The sequence below is a fragment of the Pseudomonas sp. TH31 genome (assembly GCF_016650815.1).
Classification (GTDB): domain Bacteria; phylum Pseudomonadota; class Gammaproteobacteria; order Pseudomonadales; family Pseudomonadaceae; genus Aquipseudomonas.
On the sequence record NZ_JAEKEZ010000001.1, the window covers coordinates 15644 to 36984 of the forward strand.

14 protein-coding genes, 4 tRNA genes and 2 pseudogenes are annotated in these 21341 nt (G+C 60.5%); 17 read left to right on the forward strand and 3 right to left on the reverse strand.

The features are described 5' to 3' along the window. Positions 1-94: 94 nt before the first annotated feature. From gltX to JFV26_RS00130, 9 genes are all read left to right on the forward strand, one after another. Complete coding sequence (gltX, locus tag JFV26_RS00090; RefSeq protein WP_201188635.1) at positions 95-1576, forward strand: glutamate--tRNA ligase; 1482 nt, start codon at positions 95-97, stop codon at positions 1574-1576. A 281-nt stretch (positions 1577-1857) separates the two neighbouring features. Beyond that, positions 1858-1933, forward strand: a tRNA-Ala gene (locus JFV26_RS00095). A gap of 79 nt (positions 1934-2012) precedes the next feature. Next, positions 2013-2088 (forward strand) — tRNA-Glu (locus tag JFV26_RS00100). 52 nt (positions 2089-2140) lie between these two features. Then, a tRNA-Ala gene (locus JFV26_RS00105) sits at positions 2141-2216 on the forward strand. A 79-nt stretch (positions 2217-2295) separates the two neighbouring features. Continuing rightward, positions 2296-2371: transfer RNA gene (locus tag JFV26_RS00110), tRNA-Glu, on the forward strand. A 182-nt stretch (positions 2372-2553) separates the two neighbouring features. After that, complete coding sequence (locus tag JFV26_RS00115; RefSeq protein WP_201188637.1) at positions 2554-3093, forward strand: TetR/AcrR family transcriptional regulator; 540 nt, start codon at positions 2554-2556, stop codon at positions 3091-3093. Between the two features lie 30 nt (positions 3094-3123). Beyond that, positions 3124-3957 (forward strand): alpha/beta fold hydrolase, encoded by an 834-nt coding sequence (locus JFV26_RS00120; protein WP_201188639.1) that lies wholly within the window; start codon positions 3124-3126, stop codon positions 3955-3957. Positions 3958-4005: 48 nt separating this feature from the next. Beyond that, on the forward strand, positions 4006-4458 hold the full coding sequence (locus JFV26_RS00125; RefSeq protein ID WP_201188641.1) for an acyl-CoA thioesterase: 453 nt from the start codon (positions 4006-4008) through the stop codon (positions 4456-4458). Positions 4459-4601: 143 nt separating this feature from the next. Further along, on the forward strand, positions 4602-5561 hold the full coding sequence (locus JFV26_RS00130) for a tRNA dihydrouridine synthase (protein ID WP_201188643.1): 960 nt from the start codon (positions 4602-4604) through the stop codon (positions 5559-5561). 141 nt (positions 5562-5702) lie between these two features. Here the strand turns inward: JFV26_RS00130 and JFV26_RS00135 are convergent. After that, positions 5703-8979 (reverse strand): annotated as a pseudogene (locus JFV26_RS00135) (sensor domain-containing protein). A 69-nt stretch (positions 8980-9048) separates the two neighbouring features. Next, positions 9049-9939: a LysR family transcriptional regulator gene (locus JFV26_RS00140; RefSeq protein ID WP_201188645.1), complete on the reverse strand. Its 891-nt coding sequence runs from the start codon at positions 9937-9939 to the stop codon at positions 9049-9051. 146 nt (positions 9940-10085) lie between these two features. Between JFV26_RS00140 and leuC the strand changes: the two are divergent. The 7 genes and pseudogenes from leuC to JFV26_RS00175 all read left to right on the forward strand — a co-directional run bounded on the left by leuC (position 10086) and on the right by JFV26_RS00175 (position 19474). Next, positions 10086-11503: pseudogene (gene leuC / locus JFV26_RS00145) on the forward strand (3-isopropylmalate dehydratase large subunit). Positions 11504-11513: 10 nt separating this feature from the next. After that, positions 11514-12158 carry a 3-isopropylmalate dehydratase small subunit gene (gene leuD, locus JFV26_RS00150; RefSeq protein WP_201188647.1) on the forward strand — a complete coding sequence of 215 codons (645 nt, stop codon included), beginning with the start codon at positions 11514-11516 and terminating at the stop codon, positions 12156-12158. Between the two features lie 130 nt (positions 12159-12288). Beyond that, positions 12289-13053: a class I SAM-dependent methyltransferase gene (locus tag JFV26_RS00155; protein WP_201188649.1), complete on the forward strand. Its 765-nt coding sequence runs from the start codon at positions 12289-12291 to the stop codon at positions 13051-13053. 79 nt (positions 13054-13132) lie between these two features. Continuing rightward, on the forward strand, positions 13133-14215 hold the full coding sequence (gene leuB / locus JFV26_RS00160; protein WP_201188651.1) for a 3-isopropylmalate dehydrogenase: 1083 nt from the start codon (positions 13133-13135) through the stop codon (positions 14213-14215). A 69-nt stretch (positions 14216-14284) separates the two neighbouring features. After that, entirely contained in the window at positions 14285-15397 is a 1113-nt protein-coding gene (gene asd / locus JFV26_RS00165; RefSeq protein WP_201188653.1) for an aspartate-semialdehyde dehydrogenase, read from the forward strand. A 209-nt stretch (positions 15398-15606) separates the two neighbouring features. Further along, a complete protein-coding gene (locus JFV26_RS00170) occupies positions 15607-16617 on the forward strand; it encodes an aspartate-semialdehyde dehydrogenase (RefSeq protein WP_201188655.1) in 1011 nt (336 codons plus the stop codon). A 208-nt stretch (positions 16618-16825) separates the two neighbouring features. Next, a complete protein-coding gene (locus JFV26_RS00175) occupies positions 16826-19474 on the forward strand; it encodes a FimV family protein (RefSeq protein ID WP_201188657.1) in 2649 nt (882 codons plus the stop codon). A 144-nt stretch (positions 19475-19618) separates the two neighbouring features. On the opposite strand, the gene JFV26_RS00180 is transcribed toward JFV26_RS00175, so the two are convergent. Then, a complete protein-coding gene (locus tag JFV26_RS00180; RefSeq protein WP_201188997.1) occupies positions 19619-20281 on the reverse strand; it encodes a M24 family metallopeptidase in 663 nt (220 codons plus the stop codon). 185 nt (positions 20282-20466) lie between these two features. Here JFV26_RS00180 and truA point away from each other — a divergent pair, with 185 nt between their 5' ends. Further along, the gene (gene truA / locus JFV26_RS00185; RefSeq protein ID WP_446739889.1) at positions 20467-21291 is read left to right on the forward strand and encodes a tRNA pseudouridine(38-40) synthase TruA; all 825 of its coding nucleotides are present in this window, start codon (positions 20467-20469) and stop codon (positions 21289-21291) included. The last annotated feature ends 50 nt before the right edge of the window (positions 21292-21341 follow it).

Here is a 21341-nt window from a genome sequence, read left to right on the forward strand (position 1 = left end):
CGCAACCTTGGCTTAAATGCCCTGCTCACTGGAGCCGGGCGGGTATCGCCTGTTACCATTCGCCCTTTGTTTGATCTTCATTTCGAGACTTGCCATGACCACCGTCCGCACGCGCATCGCGCCATCGCCTACCGGGGACCCCCACGTAGGTACCGCTTACATCGCATTGTTCAACTACTGCTTTGCCAAGCAGCATGGCGGTGAGTTCATTCTGCGGATCGAAGACACCGACCAGTTGCGTTCGACCCGCGAGTCCGAACAGCAGATCTTCGACGCCCTGCGCTGGTTGGGTATCGACTGGAGCGAAGGCCCGGACGTCGGTGGTCCGCACGGTCCATACCGTCAGAGCGAGCGCGGCGAGATCTATCAGAAGTACTGCCAGCAACTGGTCGAAATGGGCCACGCCTTCCCGTGCTTCTGCACCGCCGAAGAACTGGACCAGATGCGCGCCGAGCAAATGGCCCGTGGCGAAACCCCGCGTTACGACGGCCGTGCGCTGTTGTTGTCGGCGGAAGAAGTCGCCCGTCGCCTGGCGGCCGGCGAACCGCACGTGATCCGCATGAAGGTGCCGAGCGAAGGCGTTTGCGTGGTGCCGGACATGCTCCGTGGCGATGTCGAGATCCCGTGGGATCGCATGGACATGCAAGTGCTGATGAAGACCGACGGCCTGCCGACGTACTTCCTGGCCAACGTGGTCGATGACCACTTGATGGGCATCACTCACGTGCTGCGCGGCGAAGAGTGGCTGCCCTCGGCGCCGAAACTGATCTTGCTGTATGAGTACTTCGGCTGGGAACAACCGGAGCTGTGTTACATGCCGCTGCTGCGTAACCCGGACAAGAGCAAGCTGTCCAAGCGCAAGAACCCGACCTCGGTGACATTCTACGAGCGCATGGGCTTCATGCCGGAAGCGATGCTCAACTATTTGGGGCGCATGGGCTGGTCGATGCCGGACGAGCGCGAGAAGTTCTCGCTGCAGGAAATGGTCGACAACTTCGACCTGAGCCGTGTCTCGCTCGGCGGCCCGATCTTCGACGTCGAGAAGCTGTCGTGGCTCAATGGCCAGTGGCTGCGTGACTTGCCGGTGGAAGAGTTTGCCAGCCGCTTGCAGACCTGGGCGCTGAACCCGCAATACATGATGAAGATCGCGCCGCACGTGCAGGGCCGGGTTGAAACCTTCAGCCAGGTTGCACCGTTGGCCGGGTTCTTCTTCGCGGGTGGCGTGAACCCGGACGCCAAGCTGTTCGAATCCAAGAAGCTCTCGGGCGATCAGGTTCGTCAGTTGATGCAGCTGATTCTGTGGAAGCTCGAAAGCCTGCGTCAGTGGGAAAAGGACAGCATCACCGCAACGATTCAGGCGGTGGTCGAGTCCCTGGAGCTGAAGTTGCGTGATGCCATGCCACTGATGTTCGCCGCGATTACCGGGCAGGCCAGTTCGGTGTCGGTGCTTGATGCGATGGAAATTCTCGGCCCGGACCTGACGCGTTTCCGTCTGCGCCAGGCCATCGACTTGCTCGGTGGTGTGTCGAAGAAGGAAAACAAGGAGTGGGAAAAACTGTTGGGCAATATCGCCTGACTCCCACCGTCCTGTAGCAGCTGCCGAAGGCTGCGTTGGGCTGCGAAGCAGCCCTGAGTGGTCGTCACGCAATCTGTCTGAAAGGGCAGGGCGACCGAATCGCGCATGCTATGCACGCGAACGCAGCCTGCGGCAGCTGCTACAGGAGCGGATATGGCCTCGGATTTACGGGGTTCGGCGGTAAGTGATTGTTATGTCGGCAAAAAATTTTGAAATATTTTAAAAATAAGTTTGACAGACTTTCGATGCGCCATTAAGATTCGCCCCGTCCTCAGCGATGAGGGGCTATAGCTCAGCTGGGAGAGCGCTTGCATGGCATGCAAGAGGTCAACGGTTCGATCCCGTTTAGCTCCACCAATTTACACTTCAAGGTCTGGCCACACCGGCCTTGAAGCGATCAGCACGCAGTGTTGATCTGTTGTATAGAAGGGTTTGCGTCCCCTTCGTCTAGTGGCCTAGGACACCGCCCTTTCACGGCGGTAACAGGGGTTCGAGTCCCCTAGGGGACGCCAGTTTTACAGAAGCAGTGTCGCAAGATGCTGCTCCGCCGCCAGGCGATAAATCGGGGCTATAGCTCAGCTGGGAGAGCGCTTGCATGGCATGCAAGAGGTCAACGGTTCGATCCCGTTTAGCTCCACCAATTTTACAGTTCAAGGTCTGGCCACACCGGCCTTGAATCGATCAGCACTCAGCGCTGATCAGTTGTATAGAAGGTTTGTGTCCCCTTCGTCTAGTGGCCTAGGACACCGCCCTTTCACGGCGGTAACAGGGGTTCGAGTCCCCTAGGGGACGCCACGATTACCCGCTCTGCGGGATTTATAAGGGTCATTCAATTATTGAATGGCCCTTTTGTTTGTCTGGCGTTTGGCCAAATCTCCTTTTTCTTCAAAACTGTTCTTCAGACCAGCGGTCACACCCATGACTTGCGCAAAATTATTATGCGAATAATATTCTAGTCGTAATATTCGGAGGTAACGATGAACGATAAAAAAGCTCAAACCCGCGAACGCATCCTCAAGGCGGCCAGCGCCGCTCTGATCCAGCGCGGGCCGGCCGAGCCGAGTGTGGGCGAAGTGATGGGAGCGGCCGGTCTGACTGTCGGCGGCTTCTACGCGCACTTCGAAAGCAAGGACGCGCTGATGCTGGAAGCGTTCAAGCAACTGCTCGGTCAGCGTCGAGGCTTGATCGCCGACATGGATGCCGAGTTGACCGGCGAAGAGCGTCGCACCTTGGTCGCTGCGTTCTACCTGTCGCGTAAACACCGCGATTCCACCGAGCACGCGTGCCCGATCCCGGCGTCGGTCGGTGAGTTGGGGCGTCTGCCGGACGAATTCCGGGTAGCGCTGAATGAACACGTGGAAATGATGGTCGCGCAGTTGGCGGCCAGCCCGGAAGACACCGACAAAGCCCTGGCTGACATGGCCTTGATGGTCGGTGGTTTGGCTCTGGCGCGGGCGCTGGGGCCCGGCGAGTTGTCCGATCGACTGCTGCGCGCCGCCAAATCAGCGGTGCTATGACCTGAAGGCAAAAGCCTGAGGAGTGGAGCGATGAGCACGTTAAAGTGGGTTCGTGGCGTTAATGGCACCTTAGGCTGGTTCGCACCAAAACTGGTCGCAAGCAAAATGCGACTGGCGTTCATGACACCGCGCACATTTGCGCCCCGTGACTGGGAGTTGCCGCTGCTGGCGAAATCCGAGCGGATCACCCTGCGCTTCGGCCTCTCGGCATTACGCTGGGGGAAAGGCCCGGCGGTCTTGTTGATGCACGGTTGGGAAGGCCGGCCCACCCAGTTCGCCAGCCTGATCACCGCGCTGGTGGACGCGGGCTACACCGTCGTGGCGCTGGACGGTCCGGCCCACGGTCGCTCCCCTGGTCGCGAAGCCAATGTGGTGCTGTTCGCTCGGGCCATGCTCGAAGCGGCCGCTGAGTTACCGCCCCTGCAAGCGGTTATCGGCCACTCCATGGGCGGCGCCAGTGCGATGCTCGCCGTGCAGTTGGGTTTGCGCACCGAAACCCTGGTGACGATTGCCGCTCCGGCGCGGATTCTCGGTGTGCTGCGCGGTTTCGCTCGCTATGTTCGGCTGCCGCCAAAAGCCCGTTCGGCGTTTATTCGTCAAGTCGAGAAAGACGTTGGTATGCGCGCCGCCACCCTCGATGTCGCGCACTATCAACTCGATATGCCGGGGTTGATCGTCCATGCCGAAGACGATTGCTTTGTGCCCGCCAAGGAAGCCCAACTGATCCACGAAGCCTGGTTCGACAGTCGCCTGTTGCGCCTGGAAGAGGGCGGTCATCAGCGCGTGCTGGCGGACCCACGGGTGATCGACGGGGTGCTGTCACTGCTGGCCGGGCGCAGCCTTCAAGCGCGGCAATTGGCCTGAGCATCCGTTACACTGCCCCGGTCGAATTTATCTGACCGGGAGTGGGGCATGGGCTGGGATCGGGCAACGCCATTTATCATTGATCTGGAAGTCGGCGCCGAGGACATCGACGGGCTGGGCCACGCGAACAACGCGGTGTACGTGACCTGGCTCGAACGCTGTGCCTGGCGCCACTCGCAACGGCTTGGCCTGGACCTGGTCGAGTACCGTCGGCTGGATCGGGCGATGGCCGTGGTGCGGCACGAGATCGATTACCTCGCGGCGGCCTATGAAGGCGACGAGTTGCAATTGGCGACCTGGATCGTCGATTGGGACCAGCGCCTGAAAATGACCCGCCACTTCCAGTTGACGCGCCCCAGCGACAACACCACGCTGCTGCGCGCGCAAACCACCTTCGTCTGCATCGAACTGTCCACCGGCAAGCCCAAGCGCATGCCGCCGGAGTTCATCGAGGGTTATGGCCCGGCGTTGCAAGTCCCAAGCTGGCACCGTTCTTTGTAGGCGCTGCCGAAGGTTTGGGCCGCATTCGGACGATCTTTTGACTTTGCTTTATAAGATCAAGATCAAAAGATCGCAGCCTTCGGCAGCTCCTACGCAGGCTAAACCTGTAAACTGCCGCACGTTTTTCGTTGAGTGTGTTTTTCATGCAAATTGCTTTGGCGCCCATGGAGGGGTTGGTCGACAACATCCTGCGGGACGTGCTCACCCGCGTCGGCGGTATCGATTGGTGTGTAACCGAATTCATTCGGATCAACGATCAACTGCTCACGCCGGCCTATTACCACAAGTTCGGCCCTGAATTGCTGAACGGTGCGCGAACCGCGTCCGGTGTGCCATTGCGTGTGCAGTTACTTGGCTCCGACCCGGTGTGCCTGGCGGAAAACGCGGCGCTGGCCTGCGAACTGGGCTCGGAAGTCATCGACCTGAACTTCGGCTGCCCGGCCAAGACCGTCAACAAGTCCCGTGGCGGTGCGGTGCTGCTCAAAGAGCCCGAGCTGCTCAACGAAATTGTCGAACACGTCCGTCGCGCCGTGCCCGCACACATCCCGGTCACCGCCAAAATGCGCCTGGGCTTCGACAGCCCGGACGGCGCGCTGGTCTGTGCCACGGCCCTGGCCGAAGGCGGCGCGGCGCACATCGTGGTGCATGCGCGGACCAAGACCGACGGCTACAAGCCGCCGGCCCACTGGGAATGGATTCCACGGGTACAGGAAGTGGTCAAGGTGCCGGTGTTCGCCAATGGCGACATCTGGAGCGTCGAAGACTGGCGCCGTTGCCGTGAAATCAGCGGTGTCGAAGACATCATGCTCGGTCGCGGCCTGGTGTCGCGTCCGGACCTGGCCCGGCAAATCGCGGCGGCGCGAGCCGGTGAAGAAGTGGTCGAGATGACCTGGGCCGAGCTACTGCCACTGATCCAGGATTTCTGGCTGCAAGCCAAAGCGCAAATGACGCCGCGCCAATCGCCCGGCCGTTTGAAGCAATGGCTGGCGATGCTGACCCGCAATTATCCCGAAGCGGTGGAGCTGTTCACCGTCCTGCGGCGTGAGACTGAACTGGATCATGTCTCGCGTTTGCTGGGCTTGAAAGTCGCGCAAGCGGCCTGAAAATCAGCCGATCACAGTGATGCACAAACCTGCCCTGTAGGAGCTGCCGAAGGCTGCGATCTTTTGATCTTCGCGTCGGTCATTGCACTGCAAAACCAAGATCAAAGATCGCAGCCTTCGGCAGCTCCTACGCGGTCTGCGTTACTTCAAGAGTTTTTGAAACGCCTCCACCGGCAACGGCCGACTGTGCAGATAGCCCTGATACAAATGGCAACCCAATCCCTGCAGAAACCCAAGCTGCTCCGGTGTTTCAACTCCTTCGGCAATCACCTCCAGTTCCAGACTGCGGGCCATGGCGACGATGGCGCGGATGATTTCGGCGTCGTTGGGGTCGGTGGTGGCGTCGCGGATGAATGACTGGTCGATTTTCAGCGTGTCCACCGGCAGGCGCTTGAGGTAAGTCAGCGAGGAATAACCGGTGCCGAAGTCGTCCATGGCGAAGCTCAGGCCGAGTTTTTTCAGGCGACGCATTTTGCTGATGGTGTCTTCCAGGTTCTGGATGACGATGCCTTCGGTGATTTCCAGTTTTAGCAACGAGCAGGGCAGGCCGTGGCTGCTGAGGCTGCGCTCGATGCGTTCGACAAAGTCGTTCTGGCGGAATTGCCGCGGGCTGATGTTCACGCACAAGCTGAAGTTGAGCGGATCGATCAGGCCCTTGGCAATCAATTGTTTGAAGGCATCGCAGGCCTCGTCGAGGATCCAGGTGCCAACCTCCAGAATCAGCCCGCTGTCTTCAAGCACCTTGATGAACTCGGTAGGCGATTGCGCACCCAGTTCCGGGTGGTTCCAGCGCACCAGGGCTTCGGCGCCGATGATGCGGTTGTCCCGAGCGTCGACTTGCGGTTGGTAATGCACGCTGAACTCGCCCCGGGACAGCGCCAGGCGCAGGTCGGTTTCCATGCGCAACCGTTCGCTGGCGGCCTTTTGCATGGTGTTGTGGTACATCTGCGTGGTGTTGCGCCCGGAATCCTTGGCCCGGTAAAGGGCAATGTCGGCGCGCTTGAGCAGGTCGGTCGGGGTCGAGCCATGGTCGGGGATCAGTGCAATGCCGATGCTCGGTGTGACTTGCAGGCGCTGGCCGTCGAGGAACATCGGCTCCGAGAGCAATTCGCGCAAGGTGTCTGCCAGTTCCCGAACCTGCTCGCTGACCTCGCTGCGCGAACCCTCCAGGCCGCTGAGCAGCACCACGAACTCATCACCACCCAGCCTTGCGACGGTGTCTTCCATACGCACGCTGGCTTCGAGCCGCGCGGTAATGATCTTCAGCACTGTATCGCCCACCGGGTGACCGAGGGAGTCGTTGATGTGCTTGAAGTGGTCGAGGTCTAGAAACAGCAGGGCGCCTCGCAGGTTGTGACGTTTGAGCAGCGCGATCTGCTGGCTCAGCCGATCCATCAGTAGCGCGCGGTTGGGCAGGTTGGTCAGCGGGTCGTGGTAGGCCAGGTGGCGGATCTGCGCTTCGGCGTTTTTCAACAGGCTGACGTCCCGGGCGGTCAGCAGCAGGCAGGCGGTTTCGTTGAGGGTGATCGGTTCGACCGAGACTTCGACGGTCAGCAGCTCGCCCCGTTTGTTGCGTCCGAGCATCTCCTGGTGGTGCACACGACCTTTGATTTGCAGCTCAGCCAGCAGCGCCGAACGTTGTTTCTCTTCCGCCCAAATGCCCACTTGGTACACGGTTTTACCCAGCACTTCATCGGCGCGATAACCGGTCAGGCGACAGAATCCGTCGTTGACCTCCAGATAGCGCCCGGTGTCGCGTTCGGTGATGGTGATGGCGTCGGGACTGGAGTGGAACGCTTTGGCGAACTTCTCTTCGCTGGCCTTGAGCGCCGCTTCCGAGCGCTGTTGCTGGGTGATGTCGCGCAGGGTGGTGACGACGCACGGCTGGTCGCCAACGCTGATCTGCCGGCTGGAAATCACACAGGTCAGGGACTGCCCGCCCTTGTGCTGGACGAGGATCGCGACGTTGTTCAGGCCTTGCTCGCGAATGACCTGCTCGATCCGTTGCAGGCTTTTTGCCGAAGCGTCCCACAGGCCGATTTCATCGGCGCTATGGCCAATCACATCGTCGGCCGTCCAGCCGAAGGTCTGGGTGAAGGCGGAGTTGATTTCGATAAATTGGCCGCTGTCCTGACGCGTCACGCAGATCGGGTCCGGGCTGACCTGGAACAGGGTGGCGAATTTCTCCTCCGAGGCCACCAACTGCTGCTCGCGCTCGACCTGCTCGGTGATGTCCAGCAGGGTGCCCGCCATGCGCAACGGCTGACCATTTTCATCGCGATAAAGTCGGGCGCGGCTTTCCAGGTAGCGCGAGCTGCCGTCGGGCAATTGCACGCGATAGGTCAGTTGATAATTGCCGGCGGGTCCTTCGCGCAGACTGCGGTAGGCATTGCGCATGCTGTCGCGCTCTTCGCCGGGTACGCCTTCGAAAAATTCATCGAAGGCTTCATGAAAGGGTTTGGCTTCCAGCCCGTGCAACTGCGCCGCCCGTGCCGAGCCGTAGAGCATGCCGCTGGGAATGTGCCAGTCCCAGGTGCCGAGTTGCGCCGAATCCAGGGCCAGGTCGAGGCGCTCCTGGCTGTCTTTGAGCGCATGTTCGGCGGCTTTGCGTTCGGTGGTGTCGAGGAAGGTGCTCAACAGATAAGGCTGGCCTTCGAGCTCGACCTTTTGCGCACTGAGGATGCCATCGTGGACTTGGCCATTGCTGGCGCGAAACTGCACTTCCATACTGATCAACTCGCCCTTGGCCTTGGTGGCCTTGACCAGCACCGCCCGTTGTTCGGGATGAACCCAAAGGCCCAGCTCCACAGTGGTACGGCCAATGGCACTTTGCACCGGCCAGCCGAACAGGCTTTCGAAATACTGGTTGGCCTCGCTGATCAAGCCGTCTTCCTGGCGGGTCAGCAGCACCATGTTCGGACACAGGTGGAACAACGTGGCGAAGCGCTTTTCCGAGCTGCTCAGGGCTTGTTCGCGCTGGCGTTGGTGGGTGATTTCGCGGATCACCCCGATCATCCGGGGCGACCGTGCTTGTCCGGCAGCAGGCTGCCGTTGATCTCCAGCCAGTGCAGGCTGCCGTCTGGCCAGCGGATGCGATGGTGCATCGCCTGTTCCAGGGGGCGCCGGCGATGACTGAGTTGAATGCACGAATGGTTTTCGCCCGGTCCTCCGGTGGCAACAGGTCAAGGTATTCGAGGTCTGCCGGCATGGGTTGCTTGGGATCGAAGCCGAACAGCGCCTGCGTGCCCCGCGACCAACTGATCTGCCCGCGTTCAATGTCCCAATACCAGGCACCCAGATGCGCCCCGTTGAGCGCAGCCAGCAACTGCGGGGCGCTTTCCCAACTCTGCTCCGACCGTTGCGGGTCAATGGCCTGAATACGCGGCATCGGCGGAATACGGTCAACAGATTTGGGCATTGGCAACAGGCCTTGGGCTGAATGGGGCGTTAGGCACGGGGATTTACAGCTCTATAGGAGTAGCACAAGTTAGCCGAGGGTCCCTGGCAGATCTATTTGTGCATCCAGCAGGGCCATAAAGGCGCGTGCCGCATTCGAAAGCGTCCTTTCGGTGTGCAGGATATAGCCTAGCTGGCGAGTGAGCTGTATGCCCGGTAAAGGAATGCGCGCCACCTGATCGTCGAGCATGGTGCGTGGCAAAACGCTCCAGGCCAGGCCAATCGAGACCATCATCTTGATGGTTTCCAGATAATTCGTGCTCATGGCGATGTTCGGCGTCAGGCCCTGGGCCTCGAACAGGCGCTGGACGATGTGGTGGGTAAACGTGTTGCCGCCGGGGAACACCGCCGGGTGCAGAGCGATGTCCGCCAGGCTGACCGGGCCATTGCTGATCAGCGAGTGTTCCGGGGCGACCACGAAATCCAGTGGGTCGTCCCACACCGGCATGGCCTTGACCAGTGCATGGGGCTCCGGCGCCAGGGTGATGACCGCCAGTTCGGCACGGCCATGGAGGATTTCTTCATAGGCCACTTCCGAATCGAGGAACTGAATATCCAGCGCCACCTGTGGGTAGCGGCGGGTGAACTCCCTTAGTAACGGTGGCAAACGGTGCAGGCCGATGTGGTGACTGGTGGCCAGTGTCAGGCGACCGCTCACTTCACCGGTCAGGTTGGTCAAGGCGCGGCGGGTGTCGTCCAGCACGTTGAGAATCTGATAGGCGCGCGGCAGCAGGGCGCGTCCGGCCTCGGTCAGGCTGACTTCACGGCCCAGGCGATCAAACAGGCGCACCTTTAATTGCTGCTCCAGGCCGGCGATGCGCTTGCTGATGGCGGGTTGCGTCAGGTGCAGGCGCTCGCCGGCACCGGAAAAACTCCCGGTCTCGGCAATCGCGATAAAAGCGTTGAGGTTGGCCAGATCCATTGTTGTATTCCAGTTGGTTATCCAAAGCATAAAAAATATGAATTTGAGTTATTTAATGTAACCCCCTAGGATCGACCTCACAAGCCAAGGGGTTATTGAGTTGCTCAACACCCACGGCATAGAAACAAGCTGATGAGGACCGTCTGATGGCCGGCAAAACGCTTTACGACAAGCTGTGGGATTCCCATGAAGTGAAACGGCGCGACGATGGGTCGTCGCTGATCTATATCGACCGCCACATCATCCATGAAGTGACTTCGCCCCAAGCTTTCGAAGGCCTGCGCCTGGCCGGGCGCAAGCCTTGGCGCGTCGACTCGATCATCGCCACCCCGGACCACAACGTGCCGACCACCCCGGATCGCAAGGGCGGCATCGAAGCGATTACCGACCAGGTCTCGCGTTTGCAGGTTCAGACCCTCGATGACTACTGCGACGAATATGGCATCACCGAATTCAAAATGAATGACGTGCGTCAGGGTATCGTTCACGTGATCGGCCCGGAGCAGGGCGCCACCTTGCCGGGCATGACCGTGGTCTGTGGCGACTCGCATACCTCGACTCACGGCGCGTTTGGCGCCTTGGCTCATGGCATCGGCACGTCCGAGGTTGAACACGTGTTCGCCACGCAGTGCCTGGTCGCCAAAAAATGAAGAACATGCGGGTCTCGGTCGAGGGCACATTGCCGTTCGGCGTGACCGCCAAGGACATCGTCCTTGCGGTGATCGGCAAGATCGGCACCGCCGGCGGTAACGGCCACGCCATCGAGTTTGCCGGCAGCGCGATTCGCGACTTGTCCGTCGAGGGCCGCATGACCATCTGCAACATGTCCATCGAGGCCGGCGCTCGTGTTGGCCTGGTGGCCGCTGACGAAAAAACCGTGGAATACGTCAAGGGCCGTCCATTCGCCCCGAAAGGCGCGGAATGGGACATGGCCGTCGAAGCCTGGAAAGACCTGGTGTCTGACGCTGATGCCGTGTTCGACACCGTGGTTGAACTCGACGCCGCTCAGATCAAGCCGCAAGTCAGCTGGGGCACCTCGCCCGAGATGGTCTTGGCCGTTGATCAGAACGTGCCGGACCCGGCGAAGGAAATGGACCTGGTCAAACGCGGTTCCATCGAACGCGCCTTGAAGTACATGGGCTTGAGCGCCAATCAGGCGATCACCGACATTCAACTGGACCGCGTGTTTATCGGCTCCTGCACCAACTCGCGGATCGAAGACCTGCGCGCGGCTGCAGTGATCGCCAAGGGCCGCAAAGTCGCTTCGACCATCAAGCAAGCGATCGTGGTGCCGGGCTCGGGCCTGGTGAAGGCGCAAGCCGAGGCTGAAGGCCTGGACAAGATTTTCCTCGAAGCCGGTTTCGAGTGGCGTGAGCCGGGTTGCTCGATGTGCCTGGCGATGAACCCGGACCGCCTGGAGTCGGGCGAGCATTGCGCGTCGACCTCCAACCGCAACTTCGAAGGGCGTCAGGGCGCCGGTGGCCGTACGCACCTGGTGAGCCCGGCCATGGCCGCGGCGGCTGCCGTCAACGGTCGTTTCATCGACGTTCGCGAACTGATCTGAGGAACCGCACATGAGAGCTTTTACCCAACACACCGGTTTGGTCGCGCCATTGGACCGAGCCAACGTCGACACCGACCAGATCATTCCGAAGCAGTTTCTGAAGTCGATCAAGCGTACCGGTTTTGGCCCGAACCTGTTTGACGAGTGGCGCTACCTGGACGTGGGCTATGCCTACCAGGACAACTCCAAGCGTCCGCTGAACAAGGATTTCGTGCTCAACGCCGAGCGTTATCAAGGCGCCAGCGTGCTGCTGGCCCGCGAAAACTTCGGTTGCGGCTCCAGCCGTGAGCACGCGCCGTGGGCGCTGGAAGAGTACGGTTTTCGCAGCATCATCGCGCCGAGCTACGCCGACATTTTCTACAACAACAGCTTCAAGAACGGCTTGCTGCCGATCATCTTGAGCGACGCTGAAGTCGATGAACTGTTCCAGCAGGTTGAAGCGAATCCTGGCTACGAGTTGACGGTCGACTTGCAGGCCCAGACCGTGACCCGCCCGGACGGCAAGGTTTACAGCTTTGAGCTGGACGAGTTCCGCAAGCATTGTCTGGTTAATGGTCTGGACGACATCGGCCTGACCTTGCAGGACCACGAGGCCATTGCAACGTTTGAAAGCAAGCACCGGGCGAGCCAGCCGTGGTTGTTTCGCGATGTTTGATGTTTTGAGGTGACCGTTGAACAGATCGCAGCCTTCGGCAGCTCCTACATGGAGCGGCGTACACCTGTAGGAGCTGCCGAAGGCTGCGATCTTTTGATCTTAAAACCCGATTACACATATGGAAATCATCATGACCAGCACCGCCCACAGCCAGGTTGTACAAAAGCAATTCGGTGAACAGGCCTCGGCCTATCTGAGCAGCGCCGTTCACGCTCAAGGCACCGAGTTCGCACTGCTACAGGCTGAACTGGCCGGGCAGGGCAATGCCCGCGTGCTGGACCTGGGTTGCGGCGCCGGTCATGTGAGTTTCCACGTGGCATCGCTGGTGAAAGAGGTGGTGGCCTACGACCTGTCGCAGCAAATGCTCGACGTGGTGGCTGGCGCTGCGATTGACCGTGGTTTGAGCAACGTCACCACGGTCAATGGCGCCGCCGAGCGCCTGCCGTTCGCCGATGGCGAGTTCGATTTCGTCTTCAGCCGTTATTCGGCGCATCATTGGAGCGATCTCGGCGTGTCCCTGCGCGAAGTGCGCCGGGTGCTGAAACCGGGCGGCGTAGCGGCGTTCATCGACGTGTTGTCGCCGGGCAGCCCGTTGTTCGACACCTACCTGCAAAGCGTCGAAGTGCTGCGCGACACCAGCCATGTGCGCGATTATTCGGCCGGCGAGTGGTTGCGCCAGGTCAGCGAGGCGGGGTTGCATACCCGCAGCACCACGCGTCAGCGGCTGCGTCTGGAGTACACCTCCTGGGTCGAGCGCATGCGCACGCCAGAAGTGATGCGCGCGGCGATCCTCGAGTTGCAGCAGTCGATGGGCAATGAAGTGCGCGAGTATTTTGAGATTGAGGTCGATGGTTCGTTCAGTACAGATGTGCTGGTGCTGATGGCTGAACGATAAGCTCGGCCCCCTGAGCGCCGAGCGATAGAATTTTTCCGGGTGCGCCCACGGGCGCACCGACTGATGACATGAGGAAAGCATGAGCAAGCAGATTCTGATTCTCCCAGGTGACGGTATTGGCCCGGAAATCATGGCCGAAGCGGTCAAGGTGCTGGAGTTGGCGAACGACAAGTACAGCCTGGGCTTCGAGCTGAGCCACGACGTAATCGGCGGCGCCGCGATCGACAAGCACGGTGTGCCGCTGGCTGACGAAACCCTGGATCGCGCCCGTGCTGCCGACGCCGTACTGCTGGGCGCCGTGGGCGGCCCGAAATGGGACACCATCGAGCGTGACATCCGCCCTGAGCGCGGCCTGCTGAAGATTCGTGCGCAACTGGGCCTGTTCGGCAACCTGCGCCCGGCGATCCTCTACCCGCAGTTGGCCGAGGCTTCGAGCCTGAAGCCTGAAATCGTTGCTGGCCTGGACATCCTGATCGTCCGTGAACTGACCGGCGGCATCTACTTTGGCGCGCCACGGGGCGTGCGTGTGCTGGAAAACGGCGAGCGCCAGGCCTACGACACCCTGCCGTACAGCGAAAGCGAAATCCGCCGCATCGCCCGTGTCGGTTTCGACATGGCCATGGTCCGTGGCAAAAAGCTTTGCTCGGTGGACAAGGCCAACGTGCTGGCGTCCAGCCAGCTGTGGCGTGAAGTGGTCGAGCAAGTCGCCAGGGATTACCCTGAAGTCGAACTGAGCCACATGTACGTCGACAACGCCGCCATGCAACTGGTACGCGCACCGAAGCAGTTCGACGTGATCGTCACCGACAACCTGTTCGGCGATATCCTGTCCGACCAGGCCTCGATGCTCACCGGATCCATCGGCATGCTGCCGTCGGCGTCCCTGGACACCAACAACAAAGGCATGTACGAGCCGTGCCACGGTTCGGCGCCGGACATCGCAGGCAAAGGCATTGCCAACCCGTTGGCGACCATTTTGTCGGTGTCGATGATGCTGCGTTACAGCTTCAATCTGCAGGACGCAGCCGATTCCATCGAGAAGGCCGTCAGTCTGGTTTTGGACCAGGGCTTGCGCACTGGCGACATCTGGTCGAACGGTTGCACTAAAGTCGGTACGCAGGAAATGGGTGACGCAGTAGTCGCCGCGCTGCGGAATCTGTAATCTCTCGGGCCCGCTGCCACTTTCAACTTCGAAAGCAGCGGCCCACTTTTTAAAGAAGGTGTAGTTGCGATGAAACGTGTAGGTCTGATCGGTTGGCGCGGTATGGTCGGTTCCGTGCTCATGCAGCGGATGCTGGAAGAGCAGGATTTCGATCTTATTGAGCCGGTGTTTTTCACCACTTCCAATGTCGGTGGCCAAGGCCCGTCGGTGGGCAAGGACATTGCTCCGCTCAAGGACGCTTACAGCATTGAAGAGCTGAAAACCCTCGACGTGATTCTGACCTGCCAGGGTGGCGACTACACCAGCGAAGTCTTCCCGAAACTGCGCGAAGCCGGCTGGCAGGGTTACTGGATCGACGCCGCTTCCAGCCTGCGCATGCTGGATGACGCGGTGATCGTGCTGGACCCGGTGAACCGCAAGGTCATCGACCAGCAGCTCGACGCGGGCACCAAGAACTACATCGGCGGCAACTGCACCGTCAGCCTGATGCTGATGGGCCTGGGCGGTCTATTCGAAGCCGGCCTGGTGGAGTGGATGAGCGTCATGACGTATCAGGCGGCCTCCGGTGCCGGCGCGCAGAACATGCGTGAACTGATCAAGCAAATGGGCGCGACCCATGCCGCTGTCGCCGATCAACTGGCCGACCCGGCCAGCGCCATCCTCGACATCGACCGCCGTGTCGCCGAAGCCATGCGCAGCGACGCGTACCCGACCGAAAACTTCGGCGTGCCGCTGGCCGGCAGCCTGATCCCGTGGATCGACAAGGAACTGCCGAACGGTCAGAGCCGCGAAGAGTGGAAGGCCCAGGCCGAGACCAACAAGATCCTCGGTCGCTTCAAGAGCCCGATTCCGGTCGACGGCATCTGCGTGCGCATCGGCGCCATGCGCTGCCACAGCCAGGCGCTGACCATCAAGCTGAACAAAGACGTGCCGATTGCCGACATCGAAGGGCTGATCAGCCAGCACAACCCTTGGGTCAAGCTGGTGCCGAACCAGCGTGAAATCAGCATGCAGGAGCTGAGCCCGACGAAAGTTACCGGCACCCTGAATGTACCGGTTGGCCGTCTGCGCAAGCTGAACATGGGTACCCAGTATCTCGGCGCCTTCACCGTCGGCGACCAACTGCTGTGGGGCGCGGCCGAACCGCTGCGTCGCATGCTGCGGATTCTGCTTGAGCGTTGATCGGTTGAAGCTGTGAAAGAACCCGTACCTTGAAAGAGGTACGGGTTTTTTGATGCGAAAAGATCGCAGCCTTTGGCAGCTCCTACATTGACCGCGTGAAAACCCGATCCTGTAGGGGCTGCCGAAGGCTGCGATCTTTTGCTCTAAATTGCCGAACTGCCAGCCACCCGGTAAAGTGCCGCTCCCCCCGTTTCGCCTGAGGTAGAACCATGAGCCAGTCCTTCGATATTGCCGTGATCGGTGCCACCGGTACTGTCGGCGAAACGCTCGTGCAGATTCTTGAAGAGCGGGATTTCCCGGTCGGCAACCTGCACCTGCTGGCCAGCAGCGAATCCGCCGGGCATTCGGTGCCGTTTCGCGGCAAGAACGTGCGGGTGCGGGAAGTCGATGAGTTCGACTTCAGCAAGGTTCAGTTGGTGTTCTTCGCCGCCGGCCCGGCGGTGACCCTGAGTTTCGCTTCCCGTGCTCGCGCGGCGGGTTGCTCGTTGATCGACCTGTCCGGCGCGTTGCCGGCGGATGAGGCGCCGCAAGTGGTGCCGGAGGCCAACGCTCGGGTGTTGGCGGGTCTGAAAAAGCCGTTCCAGGTCAGCAGCCCGAGCCCGTCGGCCACCACATTGGCCGTAGTGCTCGCGCCGTTGCTCAGCGTGATCGACCTGCAGCGAGTCAACGTAACCGCCAGCCTGGCGGTCTCCGCCCAGGGCCGCGAAGCGGTGACCGAGTTGGCCCGGCAAACCGCTGAACTGCTCAACGTGCGTCCGCTGGAGCCGACTTTCTTTGATCGGCAAATGGCCTTTAATTTGCTGGCCCAAGTCGGCAAACCCGATGACCAGGGTCATACGCTGCTGGAAAAACGCCTGGTGCGTGAGCTGCGTCAGGTAATGGCGTTGCCTTTATTAAAGATTTCCGCGACTTGTATTCAAGCCCCGGTGTTTTTTGGCGATAGCTTTAGTGTGACCTTGCAGTCAGCGAGCGTTGTGGACCTGGCCAAAGTAAGCGCCGCACTGGAAGACGCGCCGGGCATCGAGCTGGTAGAAGCGGGTGATTACCCGACGCCGGTGGGTGACGCGGTAGGGCAGGATGTGGTCTATGTCGGTCGGGTGCGCAGCGGAGTTGACGACCTGTCGGAACTAAATCTGTGGCTGACGTCAGATAATGTACGCAAGGGCGCGGCGCTCAATGCTGTGCAGGTCGCTGAATTGTTGATAAAAGACCTGCTGTAAAAGATACTTGGCAACAATTTGTCGAATGATTCTAGCTGAGCGCTATGCTTGGCCGGAGTGCTGAAGGCGAGTCACCCTACGGGGCTTTCCAGGGCATCAAAGAAATGATCGCGCGCGACGACCCTTCGCCGCCGCGCGCAATGCCTTACGGCAGCGACTTTCAACACCTTCTCGCTGGCCGAGGAATGTTCAAACAAAGGATGAGGCTATGGTTCAAGTTCGCAAACTGGTGTTAGCAATAGCGGCCGCCTCGGCGCTGTCCTCCGGTATGGCGCAAGCCCTCGGGCTCGGGGAACTGACCCTGAAGTCGACGCTGAACCAGCCCCTGGTGGCAGAAATCGAACTGCTCGACGTCAAGGACCTCACCGCTGCCGAAGTGGTGCCGAGCCTGGCCTCGACCGACGATTTCGCCAAGGCCGGGGTTGATCGCCAGGCATTCCTCAATGACCTGACCTTTACCCCGGTGCTCAACCCTGGCGGTAAAAGCATCCTGCGCGTGACGTCCAGCAAACCGCTCTCCGAACCGATGGTGAAATTCCTGGTTCAGGTGATGTGGCCAAGCGGTCGCTTGCTGCGCGATTACAGCGTGCTGCTCGATCCGTCCAAATTCTCGCCGCAAACTGCCGATGCCGCCGCGCAACCTGCGTCGGCTCAAGCCGTCACGGCGCCAACGACCGGGGCCACCAAGCCGACCTACACCACCACGCCGCGCGATACCCTGTGGGAAATCGCAGCGAAGGCGCGTAATGGCGGTTCGGTACAGCAAACCATGCTGGCCATCCAGGCGCTGAACCCGGATGCGTTCATCAATGGCAACATCAACCTGCTGAAGACCGGCCAGGTCTTGCGCATGCCGGATCAGGTGCAAAGCACCAGCCTGGCGCAACCTAAAGCCATCGCTGAAGTGGCGGCGCAGAACACCGCATGGCGTCAGGGTCGTCGTTATGTGGCCAAGCCCGGAACAGGCCAGCAGCAGCTCGACGCCACCAAGCGCGGTCGTGGCGATGCCGCTTCGACTCAGGCAGCGAAAGACAACCTGAGCCTGGTCTCTGCCGAATCCGGCAAGGGCCGCAAGGGTGCTGCCGGTGATGCCAAGAACCTGAGCAACAAGCTGGCGGTAACCCAGGAAAGCCTCGACACGACCCGTCGTGACAATGCCGAACTGAAAAGCCGCATGACCGATCTGCAAAGTCAGCTGGACAAGCTGCAGCGCCTGATCGAGCTGAAAAACAATCAACTGGCCAAGTTGCAGGCTGACGGGGCTGCGGGTACTCCGGTGGCTCCGGCGGCTGCCACCGCTCCGGCGATGTCGGCTCAGTTGGCGCCCGCGCCTGGGGCAACCCCGACGGCGACGGCTCCAGTAGCCCCAGCGCCTGTCGTGACGGCGCCCGAGGCGACTCCGGCCCCGGCCGAAACGCCGATCGAGCCGAAGCCTGTGGCTTCCAGCGATCAGACCTTCAATGACTTGCTGACCAATCCGGTCCTGCTGGGTCTGCTGGGGGGGGCAGTCGTTCTGCTGTTGTTGCTGCTGCTGCTGGCACGTCGCCGCAAAGCCCAGCAAGAAGCCGAAAAGCATCTGCGCATGGCGCGTGCCTTGTCTGAGGAGCAGGAGTTTTCCACCGAGCAGGACTTGCCGCAAAGCAGCTTCGAAGGCCTTGAAGTGCCGCCGCCGAGCGTAAAGCTCGCTAATGTACCTGCTCCGGCACCTGTGCCTGCACCTGCACCGGCTCCAGTGATTGCGCCAGTCGTGGTCACACCGCCGATTGCCGCCCCGCTGATTTCGCCTGCCGCCGAGCGCAACGACGACGTACTGACCCATGCCCAGTCGCATATCACCGCCGGTCGTTTGAATCAGGCAGCCGCGTTGCTGGAAGACGGTATCAAGCAAGAACCGCAACGCAGTGATCTGCGTTTGAAGCTGATGGAAGTCTATGGTCAGCAAGGTGATCGTGATGCGTTCGTGGCCCAGGAGCGTCAGTTGGTGGCCAATGGCGATAACTTTGCCCAGGTCGAACAGCTGAAAAGCCGCTTCCCGGCCATGGCCCTCGTAGTTGCCGGTGGCATTGCTGCCGCCGCCGTCGCTGCCGAGCTGGACGCTCAGTACGTCAAGGACCTGTTGCTGGACGAGCCTGAAGCGCCGGCTCCAGAACCGGCTGTCGATGATCTCGACAGCGCTTTTGACTTGAGCCTCGATGACCTGGAAAACGTTTCTCCGGCTGTGGTTGCTCCGGCTCCGGCAGCCGCACCTGAGCCAGAAGCGTTGGCCGGGCTGGACGAATTCCCGCTGGACGACGACCTGAGCTTTGGGTCGGTGCTGCAACAGCAGACGGGCATCAAGGATAACCTCGACGACCTGTCGGACTTCGATCTGGACCTGGACCTCGGTGGCGATGCCTCGCCAGCGACCCTGGCCGATGACGACTTCCTGCTGGACCTGGATGAAGGCGTTAAAGACCTGCCGGGCACCGAAGTGCCTGCCGTGACCGAGGCGGCGCTGGACGACCTGGAACTGCCGGCCGATTTCGACCTGTCCCTGGCTGACGAGATGGACGCCCCTGAGGCGCCGAATGCCTTCTCGGCAGAACTGGGTGACGTCAACGCGGAACTGGATCGTTTGTCCCAGACCATCAATGAACCGACCTTCACCGCAGAAGACGCGGCTGCCTCGGTGGCTGACGAGCCGGAGTTCGACTTCCTCTCCGGCACTGATGAAGTTGCCACCAAACTCGATCTGGCCCAGGCCTACATCGACATGGGCGATAACGACGGTGCGCGGGACATCCTCAATGAAGTCGTCACCGAGGGTGATGCTGGTCAGAAGACTGAAGCGAAGGAAATGCTTTCGCGCCTGGCTTGATGGTTAAGTAAGTTGTAAACAAAACGGCAGCCCATAGAGGCTGCCGTTTTTTTTGGTGAAGGGAAAAAGATCGCAGCCTTCGGCAGCTCCTACGGGGGTACGCAAACCCCTGTAGGAGCTGCCGAAGGCTGCGATTTTTTGATCTTAAGCCAGCAAATCCTCATAAAACGCGCCAAACGGCCGGGTAGGGTGGGCGATCTGGATCTCCAGAATCCACAACCCTACATTCGGGCAGTCCTCAAAGTTGCCCAGATCCCCGGCACGATAGATCGCATGGGGGAAATCACTGACCCGGTGCCCCTTGATCTCCAGGTTCAGTTTCCAGCCCATTGCGCTCGCCTGCTCGTCGGCATAGCGGTACAACTCAGGGCCGGCGACCTTTTGCGTGCGCCAATGCTCATGAACCAGATCGAACAAGGCTTTTGCCGCCACGGCACACGCCTTCATCTCGGGGTCGTAGCCGACGGTGAACGTCGCGCCCGAGTCGCCTTCATGGCGATCCCAGACCACGCCGAGGTCGATAAAGAAAATATCGTTCTCAGCCAGCACCGGATCGCCGTCGGAGCGCTGTTTGAAGGTTTTCAGGGTGTTTTCGCCGAAACGAATTTTCGATGGATGCCAGATTCGGTCCATGCCCAGTTCATTCAGCACTTCCAGGCTCATCGTCTGGGCCTCGGATTCAAGCATGCCGGGTTTGATCCGGCGGGCCATTTTTTCGATGGCTTCCCAGGTCTTGCGTTTAGCGTGCTGCATGCCTTCCAGGCTGTAGGCCAGGCCGACGGCTTCCTTGTTCAGAGTGGCGGTCATCATAAGGTCTCGGTTTTTGTGTTTTCATTGTGTATTTATCTATATAGCGACGTCTGTAGGAGCGATGCCATGGCGCAAATGCCACGCGGTTCTGGCGTCCCGGACTCGCGGCCTTATAATGCCCGCCTTTGCGCATATCAGCAGGCTGTCACCCTTTGGCAAATATAGATAATCCGGCCGCCGAAATGGCGGCCGACGGCTTTTTCCGGATCGCGTTGGGCGTTGAATACAAAGGCTCGCGTTATCGCGGCTGGCAGCGTCAGGCCTCTGGCGTGCTCACCGTGCAGGAAACCCTCGAAAAGGCCTTGTCCAAAGTCGCCGATTCACCGGTGTCGTTGCATTGCGCCGGGCGCACCGACGCGGGCGTGCATGCCTGCGGCCAGGTCGTGCATTTTGATACCCGGGTCGACCGTTCACTGAAGGCCTGGGTCATGGGTGCCAACATCAATTTGCCTCACGATATCAGCGTCAGTTGGGCCAAGGTCATGCCGGCGCACTTTCATGCGCGGTTCAAAGCCATCGCCCGGCGCTATCGCTACGTGATCTACAACGATCAGATTCGCCCGGCGCACCTGAACGAAGAAATCACCTGGAACCACCGTCCGCTGGACGTAGAGCGCATGGCTGAAGCCGCCCAGTATCTGGTCGGTACTCACGACTTCAGCGCGTTTCGTGCCGGACAGTGCCAGGCCAAGTCGCCGATCAAGCAACTGCATCACCTGCGCGTCACCCGGCACGGCAAGATGATCGTGCTGGACATCCGCGCCAACGCCTTCCTGCATCACATGGTGCGCAACATCGCCGGGGTGCTGATGACCATCGGTGCCGGCGAGCGCCCGGTGGAGTGGATCAAGGAAGTGCTGGAGAGCCGTGTTCGCCGTTCTGGCGGGGTCACTGCGCACCCGTACGGCCTGTATCTGGTGCAGGTTGAGTACCGCGACGAGTTCCCGTTGCCCGAGCGTTACATTGGGCCGCACTTTCTGACCGGTTTCACCGAACTTGACGGCTGACGCCCTCGAACGCATTTGTTACCATCCGGGACTTTCTCGGATTTGCCTTG

Bases quoted from the DNA above. Each gene is read 5' to 3' on its own strand.
- gltX (WP_201188635.1), top strand. From the start codon at position 95: ATGACCACCGTCCGCACGCGCATCGCGCCATCGCCTACCGGGGACCCC.
- JFV26_RS00115 (WP_201188637.1), top strand. From the start codon at position 2,554: ATGAACGATAAAAAAGCTCAAACCCGCGAACGCATCCTCAAGGCGGCC.
- JFV26_RS00120 (WP_201188639.1), top strand. From the start codon at position 3,124: ATGAGCACGTTAAAGTGGGTTCGTGGCGTTAATGGCACCTTAGGCTGG.
- JFV26_RS00125 (WP_201188641.1), top strand. From the start codon at position 4,006: ATGGGCTGGGATCGGGCAACGCCATTTATCATTGATCTGGAAGTCGGC.
- JFV26_RS00130 (WP_201188643.1), top strand. From the start codon at position 4,602: ATGCAAATTGCTTTGGCGCCCATGGAGGGGTTGGTCGACAACATCCTG.
- JFV26_RS00140 (WP_201188645.1), bottom strand. From the start codon at position 9,939: ATGGATCTGGCCAACCTCAACGCTTTTATCGCGATTGCCGAGACCGGG.
- leuD (WP_201188647.1), top strand. From the start codon at position 11,514: ATGAGAGCTTTTACCCAACACACCGGTTTGGTCGCGCCATTGGACCGA.
- JFV26_RS00155 (WP_201188649.1), top strand. From the start codon at position 12,289: ATGACCAGCACCGCCCACAGCCAGGTTGTACAAAAGCAATTCGGTGAA.
- leuB (WP_201188651.1), top strand. From the start codon at position 13,133: ATGAGCAAGCAGATTCTGATTCTCCCAGGTGACGGTATTGGCCCGGAA.
- asd (WP_201188653.1), top strand. From the start codon at position 14,285: ATGAAACGTGTAGGTCTGATCGGTTGGCGCGGTATGGTCGGTTCCGTG.
- JFV26_RS00170 (WP_201188655.1), top strand. From the start codon at position 15,607: ATGAGCCAGTCCTTCGATATTGCCGTGATCGGTGCCACCGGTACTGTC.
- JFV26_RS00175 (WP_201188657.1), top strand. From the start codon at position 16,826: ATGGTTCAAGTTCGCAAACTGGTGTTAGCAATAGCGGCCGCCTCGGCG.
- JFV26_RS00180 (WP_201188997.1), bottom strand. From the start codon at position 20,281: ATGACCGCCACTCTGAACAAGGAAGCCGTCGGCCTGGCCTACAGCCTG.
- truA (WP_446739889.1), top strand. From the start codon at position 20,467: ATGGCGGCCGACGGCTTTTTCCGGATCGCGTTGGGCGTTGAATACAAA.